General features: G+C 75.5%; 4 protein-coding genes. All 4 read right to left on the bottom strand.

The features are described from left to right. Positions 1 to 63 precede the first annotated feature (63 nt). The gene (locus tag A0J59_RS19455) at positions 64 to 1281 is read right to left on the bottom strand and encodes an ABC transporter permease (RefSeq protein ID WP_064317191.1); all 1218 of its coding nucleotides are present in this window, start codon (positions 1279 to 1281) and stop codon (positions 64 to 66) included. Further along, positions 1278 to 2027, bottom strand: coding sequence for an ABC transporter ATP-binding protein (locus A0J59_RS19450; protein ID WP_082141331.1), 750 nt, complete (start codon positions 2025 to 2027; stop codon positions 1278 to 1280). The genes A0J59_RS19455 and A0J59_RS19450 overlap by 4 nt, the downstream gene beginning before the upstream one ends. Beyond that, positions 2024 to 3505 carry an efflux RND transporter periplasmic adaptor subunit gene (locus A0J59_RS19445; RefSeq protein WP_082919206.1) on the bottom strand — a complete coding sequence of 494 codons (1482 nt, stop codon included), beginning with the start codon at positions 3503 to 3505 and terminating at the stop codon, positions 2024 to 2026. Before A0J59_RS19445 ends, A0J59_RS19450 begins: the two co-directional genes overlap by 4 nt. 197 nt (positions 3506 to 3702) lie before the next feature. Then, a complete protein-coding gene (locus A0J59_RS19440; protein ID WP_064317190.1) occupies positions 3703 to 7695 on the bottom strand; it encodes a discoidin domain-containing protein in 3993 nt (1330 codons plus the stop codon). Positions 7696 to 7824: the final 129 nt, after the last annotated feature.

Here is a 7824-nt window from a genome sequence, read left to right as displayed (position 1 = left end):
GCGGTGATGCGGGGGGTCATGGGAGTCTCCGGTTCGGGAAGGTGGGGCGCTGAGGGCACGCGGTCACTCGCTGCGCAGCGCGTCGATGGGCGCGAGGCGCGCGGCGCGCACGGCGGGGTAGACGCCGAACACGAGCCCGATGGCGAGCGCGACGGCGATCGAGCCGCCGACCGCGAGGGGCGAGACGACGATCGACGAGCCCAGCGCCGCGGGGAGCGTGAGCGCGGCGACGACGCCGAGGAGCGCGCCGACGAGGCCGCCGGTGACGCCGAGGATCGACGCCTCCGTGAGGAACTGGCGGCGGATCGCGCCGGGCGGGGCGCCGAGCGCCTTGCGCAGGCCGATCTCGCGCGTCCGCTCGGTGACGGACACGAGCATGATGTTCATGACGCCGATGCCGCCGACGAGCAGGGACAGCCCCGCGACCCCGGCGAGCAGGACGGTGAGGGTGCGGTAGACCGACGTCGCGGTGGACACGAGCGAGTCCTGGGAGTCGATCGTGAAGTCGGCCGCGTCCGCGCTGCTCGCGCCGTGCAGCGCGAGGAGCAGGGACTGGGCCTCCTGGTACGCGGCGGAGATCGCGTCGGTGTCGGTCGCCTTGAGGTAGATGGTGCTGACCGAGGTGTCGGTACCGCCCGTGACCGCCGACGTCATCGCCGTCAGGGACATCACGGCCGTGTCGTCGAGGTTGGTCGACGCGCTCGACCCGGCCGCCTCGAGCACGCCGACGACGTCGAACGTCGTCCCGGCGATGCTCACCGTGCGGCCGACGACGTCCGCCCGGCCGAACAGCTCGGTCGCCGTCTCGGGACCGAGGACGACCTCGTCGGTCGACGCAGGGTCGACGAACTCCCCGGACGCGAGCTCGCGCGAGCGCACCTCGAGCCAGTCGCCCGTGACGCCCGCGACCGTGGTGGTCCAGTTGGCGTCGCCCGCCTCGAGCGACTGCGACGACTCCTTCTCCGCGGTGACGGCGGCGACGTCGGGCACCGCGACCTGCGAGGCGAGGGCCTCGGCGTCGGCGACGGTGAGCGTCGAGGCGGCGCCGAACCCGCCCCGGATCCCCGCGGAGTCCGTGGACGACCCCGGGGTGACGATGAGCAGGTTCGACCCGAGCGCGCTGATGTCCTCGGACACGTCCTTCTGCGTCCCCAGCCCGAGCCCGACCGTGAGGATCACGGCGGCGATCCCGATGAGGATGCCGAGCACCGTGAGGAGCGAGCGCATCGTGTGCGCGCGGATCGCGTGCCACGCCGTGGCGGCGGTCTCCGTCCAGCTCATGCCGCGACCACCCGCTCGTCCGACGTCACGAGCCCGTCGAGCACGCGCACGACCCGCCGGGACCGCTGCGCGACCTCGTGCTCGTGCGTGATGAGGACGATCGTGCGGCCCTGCGCGTGCAGCGCGTCGAGGAGGTCGAGCACGTCCGCCGTGGAGCGCGAGTCGAGGTTGCCCGTCGGCTCGTCCGCGAGGACGAGCGCCGGCTCGCCGACGAGCGCCCGCGCGACGGCGACGCGCTGCTGCTGGCCGCCCGAGAGCTGGCCGGGGCGGTTCGCGGTGCGGTCCGCGAGCCCGACGCGCGCGAGCGCCTCCGCGGCTCGATCACGGCGCTCCGCCGGGGCGACGCCCCGGTACACGAGCGGGAGCTCGACGTTGCGCAGCGCCGACAGCGACGGCAGCAGGTTGAACTGCTGGAACACGAACCCGATCTGCTCGTTGCGCACGCTCGCGAGGTCCGTCTCGTCCATGTCCGCCACGTCGTCGCCCGCGAGCCGGTACGTGCCCGAGGTGAGCGTGTCGAGGCAGCCGAGCACGTTCATGAGCGTCGACTTGCCCGAGCCGGACGGCCCGACGATCGCCACGTACTCACCGCGCTCGATCCGCAGGTCGACGCCGCGCAGCGCCTCGAACTCGAGGTCGCCCGTGCGGTAGGTCTTGCGTGCGTCGCGCAGGTCGATGACGGGCCGGTCCGCACCCGCCGCCGTCGCGGGGTCCGTGTGCCCGACGGCGGTCGTCGCCGCGGTCACGAGTTCCCGCCCTGGCCGGGGCGGGCGCCCATCTGGGACGGGTCGAACCCCTCGGGGAAGCCCTGCCCCCCGCCAGGGAGCTCGGACGGGTCGAACCCCTCGGGGAACCCCTGCCCGCCGGTGCCGCCCTGCTCGCCGACCTGCCCCCGGCCCGCGCCGGGCGTGAACGCCGTGTACTGCACGGTGTCGCCCTCGGCGAGGCCCGAGACGATCTCGACGGACTGGCCCGACGTCTCGCCCGTCTCGACGACCTGCTCGGAGGTGGAACCGTCGTCGGCCACGAGCGTGACCACGGACGCGCCGTCGTCGTTCGTCGAGACCGCGGCGGCGGGGACGGAGAGCACGTCCGTGCGGCGCTCGGTGACGATCGAGACGTCGACGCTCACGCCGTCGTACAGGCCCTCGGGGCTGCCGGTGACCGTGACCGAGACCGGGTAGGCGACCGCGCCCTGGGTCGTGGAGGGCAGGCGGCCGATCTCGCTCACCGTGCCGAACACCGTGTCGGCGAGGTCGTCCGAGGTCATCTCGACCTGGTCGCCCGTCTCGATCGCCGTGACGTCGGCCTCGCCCACGCTCACGTCGACGCTCCACGCGTCGGTGCCCACGATCGTGAACGCCGCGGTGTCCGACGAGCCCGACGACGCGCTGCTGCCGGACCCGCCGGTCGACGCCCCGGGCACCGTGCCGGTGCCGCCGGGCGAACCCGACCCGGTCGACGCGGACGAGCCCGTCGAGCCGACGGTGTCGCCGACGGCGACGCCGACCGACGTCACGAGACCGGCGGCCGGGGCGGTCAGGGTCGCGTCGGCCATCGCCGCGGCGGCGTCGTCGGAGGCCTGCTGCGCGACCGCGACGGCGGACTCGCGCGCCTCGACCGCGGCCCCGGCGGCGTCGCTGCCGTCGTCCGACTCCTGCGCGTCGGCGAGGTCGGCCTGCGCCTGCGCGAGGTCGGCGTCCGCCTGCGCGAGCGCGGCGTCGAGCTGGAGGGTGTCGATGGTGGCGAGCGTCTGGCCCGCCTCGACCGTGTCGCCCGCGGCGACCTCGACCGTCAGCACGGTGCCCGCCGCCGCGAACGAGACGTCCTCCTGGACGCTCGGGGTGAGCGTGCCCGTGGTCGTCACGGTCTGCTCGAACGTGGCCGTGGTCGCCTGCGCGGTGACGGGCTGCGCGGCGCCGGCCTCCTGCGCCGCCGACGCACGGGGCCGCAGGACCGTGAGGTAGACGACGAGCGCGACGACGACGACGAGCGCGACCGCGCCGACGACGAGCGCACGACGGCGCGGGCGCGGGCCGCGGAGGCGGCGCGCGAGGCGCGCGCGGCGCGTGCCGACGGTGCCCGGGGAGGCCCCGTCGGACGTCGTGCCGTCGCCGGGACCGTCCCCCGGCCCCGGGTCGGTGCCCGCCGAGGGGCCGGGCGGGTGGTCGGGGGAGGTCCCCCTCGGTGCGGTCGCGGACGACCGTGTGCGCTGCTGGAGCACCCTCGTCTCCCTGGCTCGGTGCCGCCCGGGCGGCGGCGGTCGATGGGGAGGCTAGGGAGGCAGGTTGGGGCGAACGTAGCGCGCGCCTGTGCGGAGCCTATGAGCGCACGCACCCGGACGCGCCGAACCCGGGGTCGCTCCCCGATCCGGAGGTGGATCGGGGAGCGACCCCGGGTTCGGGGTGGGTCAGCCGCGGGTCAGCCGCAGGTCGGCCGGCCGTGCTCCGGTGTCGCGACGGTCTCGCGCTCGTCGGCGTCGTCCGCCGGCGCGGCGGTGACCTCCACCGCGCCGTCGGCGTCGCCGCGGACGGCGAACGACTGGTACGCGTTCTTGCCGGGCGCCACGGACGGGAAGCTCTTCGAGCCCCACGGCGTGGCGACCTCGACGTCGAGGCGCGCGTCGTCGTCGTTCACGACCCGCACCGCGACGTACGGCTTGCCGCCGAGGCACCGGACCTCGGCCGTCGCGGTGACGGCGACCGCGGCCGGCGACGCCGGGTCCGCCGCGCCGGGCGCGAGCACCCGGAGGGCCGTGAGCCCCGGGTCGCCGTCCTGCCACGACGTGCTCAGCGCGACGTACCGCGCCGCGCGGTCGACGGCGAGCGTGCCGCGCACGCCACCGGCGCCGATCGTGCCGACGTCGGTGAAGGTCAGGCCGTCGTCGCTCACGGAGACGACGGACTCCGGAGCTCCGCCGCGCTCCCACGCGGCGACGACGGTGCCGATCTCGCGCGGGGCGCCCAGGTCGGTGACCATGCGGCCGTCCGGCCCGGGGACCCACGCCGTGGCGGCGTCGCCGTCCACGGCGAGCGACGGCGACGTCATGCCCTCGGGCAGCACCGACGCGGGGAACGTGAGGGTGCTCAGCGCGCGGTCCGCGACGGGGAACGGCGTCGCGTCCCGGAACGTGACGCGCGTGCCCGACGGCGTCGCCCCGATCGTGCGGGTCGCACCCGTCTCGGCGTGGCGCAGCTCGACCGGCGCCCCGTCGCCGCTCACGCGGAACGAGCGCGCGTCGGCGACGGCGACCGTCACCCCCGCGGGAGCCTGCCCGGCGGGCGTGGCGACCGTCGCGCGCGACGCGAGGACGAGGGCGTCGCCCGCGGGGACGGTGACGTCGAGCGTCGACGCGTCCCTGCCGATCGACTGACCCACCGTCTGCGTGCCGGCGTACACGGGGACGGCCCCGCCGTCGTGCGGGACGGTGAGGGTCGTCGCGACGTCGGCGCCCGTGAGGTTGAACGCGACGACGTACCCGTCGACGGCGCTCACGAGGACCGCCGGGTCATCGGACGTCGGCACGCGGGCCCCGGCCTGCGCGGCGGTCGCCGCGGCGTCGCCCGGGACCATCTCGACGAGCCGGGGCCCGGTCGCGCCGTCCGTGAGCCGGACGACGTGGCGCGTGTCGGTCGCGCGCGACACGGTCACGGGTGCGTCCGAGCCGCGCACGATGAACCCGGCCTCGCCCTCGACGTTGAGCCAGTCGCCCTCGCTGCGCAGCACCTCGTCGCCCGTGTACCGGAACGACGCGGCGTCGTGCCACGTCTGCCCGTCGAGCGACGTCTGGACGCGGTACTCCTGGCCCGCGGCGACCTCCCAGCCGAGCTGCACCTGGCTCACCGCGGTGGGCGCGCCGAGGTCGACCTGGACCCACGAGTCGGGCTTCGTGCGGTCCGCGACCGACACGGCCCAGCGCGTCGTGGCGGAGCCGTCGGTGACGGCGCTCGCGGGGTTCGAGCCGTTCGCGCTCGACGCCGTGGCCGGCTTGCCCGCGGCGACGTCCGTCCCCGTGGGTGAGAACGCACGCAGGTGGTAGAGCGAGTAGCCGTAGGCCGCGTCGCCGCGCACGCCCTGCATGCGGACGTAGCGCGTGGTGACCGGCGCGGGCTCGTCCGCGCCCTCCGGGGTGAGGTCGACGGTGTCGAGGCGCGCGACGTTCACGTCCGCCGGGGCCTTGCCGTACGCGGTCGCGGTGGTCCAGGTCTGGCCGTCGGTCGACGTCTGGACGAGGTAGCGCGCGCCCGCGCTCGCCTCCCACGCGAACCGCACGCCGCCCACGGTGGTCTCCTCGCCGAGGTCCACCTGGATCCACGAGTCGGGGCGCGTGCGCTCGCCGACCGCGACGGCCCAGCGGGTCGACGGGTTGCCGTCCGTGACGCGCGCGGCCTGGCGCCCGCCCGCCGTGTCCTGGCTCGACGCCGTCGCGACCTTGCCGGCCGCGAGGTCGGTCGCGGACCCCGCGTCCGCGCCGTAGGCGTGGAACGCGAACATCGAGTAGCCGTACTGCGGGTGGCCCTGCTGGCCGAGGAGCCGCACGTACCGCGCCGTGACCGGCGCGAACGACAGGTCGTCGACGCGCGCCGCCTTCGCGTCCGCCGGGTCGGCGGGCCGGGTGACCGGGAGCGTCGCGGTGGTCTCGCCCTCGGCGGTCGTGTAGGTGCGCGAGCCGTCGAGCCCGGAGTACCCGTTCATGTCGAGGTTGCGGACGGACAGGCTCGCGTCCTCCGTGCCGGCGCCGGTCGACGCGTAGACGGCGGCACCGGTCGGGAGCGTGACCTGGCCCGCGTACCCGCTGCCGACCCGGAAGACCGACGACGTGCCCTCGAAGCCGTCGCGCGGCCCGGTGTACGTCGTCACGTGCCGCTCGTCGACCGTGGCGCCGGTCGTGGGGTAGAGGTACGGGGTCGAGCCCGAGACGTGGAACAGCCACGAGTCGTGCGCCGGGACCCAGGGGAACTTCACGAAGCCCTTGCGGCTCGACGCCGCGGCCCACGCGTCCGACGTCTGCTGGACGGTCAGGCCCGGCCCGGCGCCGAAGTCGCGCACCCCGGCGAGGCGCTCGAAGAACTCGTCCTGCGGCGTCGGCTCCACGGGGCCCTCGGGCGACTCGGCGGCCTCGACGTGCAGGAGGTAGGAGATGGCGATCTCCGCGCGCGCCTCGGGCTCGTACTTGGGCTCGCCCGAGAACTTCGCGAGCCGGTAGACCGGGGCGTAGGACTGGTAGTCCGCGAGCGCGGCGGCGAGGTTCGCCTCGGCGCGCGCGGCGTCGGGGTCGCGCAGCACCTGGCCGAGGAACGCCATGGGGATCGCGTCGCGGCCGTAGAGGAACTCACGGTCGGCGACCATCGGCATGAACGGCTCGCCCGCGTCGGACATGACGAGCTTGATCGACTCCCACAGCTCCGCCGAGTTGGGCTGGTGCGTGAGGATCTCCGGCAGCGGCTCGTCGCGGAGCAGGAAGTGGATCGCGTTGCGCCCGCCGGACCGCCAGATGTCGGACTGGTAGTGCGGGCCGAACGACCCGTGGTTCTCCACGAGGTACGTGTCGTGGATGGTCTGCATGGTGTTCGACGACACGGGCTTGCCCGCGACGACGGCCGGGTTGTTGCGGTCGGCCGTCGGCTGGCCCGCCGCGTTGCGGCCCCAGTCGGCGAGCTGCTCGGCCCAGCGCGCCGCGTCGGGGGCGTCGGGGGCCCACGCGAGGCCGGGGGCGAGCGCCTGCGTGTAGACGCCGGCCTCCTCCTGCGCGGTGTCGCCCTCGTGCTTGCCCGTCGGCCAGTCCGCGGTCCAGGAGCCCGAGAGCGGGTCCTTGCCGAAGTCGAGGTCGGCCGTGTACGACGACTGGCTCGTCGCGATCGTCGTGAGGTTCGTCTGCGTCGTCGCGTCGAGCTCGTCCCACAGGAGGGTCCCGGCCGCGAGGAAGTACGACTGGAACGTCGAGTCCCAGAACAGCCTCTTGCCCCAGGTGCCCGCCGGGTCGACGAACCGGTTGGTCGCCGCGTAGTGGCGGATCGTGGCGAGCGTGTGCGCGCGGAGCGTCTCCTCGGAGACGCCCGCGAGCTCGGCGTCGTACTCGCCGTGGGTCAGGAGCACGGCGTTGCCCAGCACGACGGCGAAGTTGAAGTCCTTGAGCTGGTACACCCCGGCCGACGAGTCCCAGACGGTCTCGACCCAGCGGGTGTGGCGCAGCAGCGCGCCGTAGTAGTCGGCGGCGGTCGCGTCGGGCGCGCCGAACGCGGGCGCGGCGTCGGCCGCCGTGGCCGACCCGGTGGTGGACGCGGCCGTGGACGACGGCGCGCCCTGCGCGACGGCGGGCGCGAGCAGGAGGGCCCCGGCGGTCGCGAGCGCGACGGCGGCGGTCGCACGGCGTCGTGCGCGTCGCCCGGGCGGTGGGGCGGGTGGTCGGGTCATGGGGGCCTCCGGGCGTCGTCGAACGGCAGCAACGGTGCTGGTGCTCGGGCGGGTGGTACGGGGTGCGGGGTTCGCGCGGGGAGCGCCGGTCCAGGGTCGGACGACCGGCGCCCCCGCGCGGGTCGGGGG

This window comes from Cellulosimicrobium sp. I38E (assembly GCF_001647255.1).
GTDB lineage: Bacteria > Actinomycetota > Actinomycetes > Actinomycetales > Cellulomonadaceae > Cellulosimicrobium > Cellulosimicrobium cellulans_E.
The sequence above is the reverse complement of the archived record's forward strand: the minus strand, read 5'-3'. Positions and strand labels throughout refer to the sequence as shown.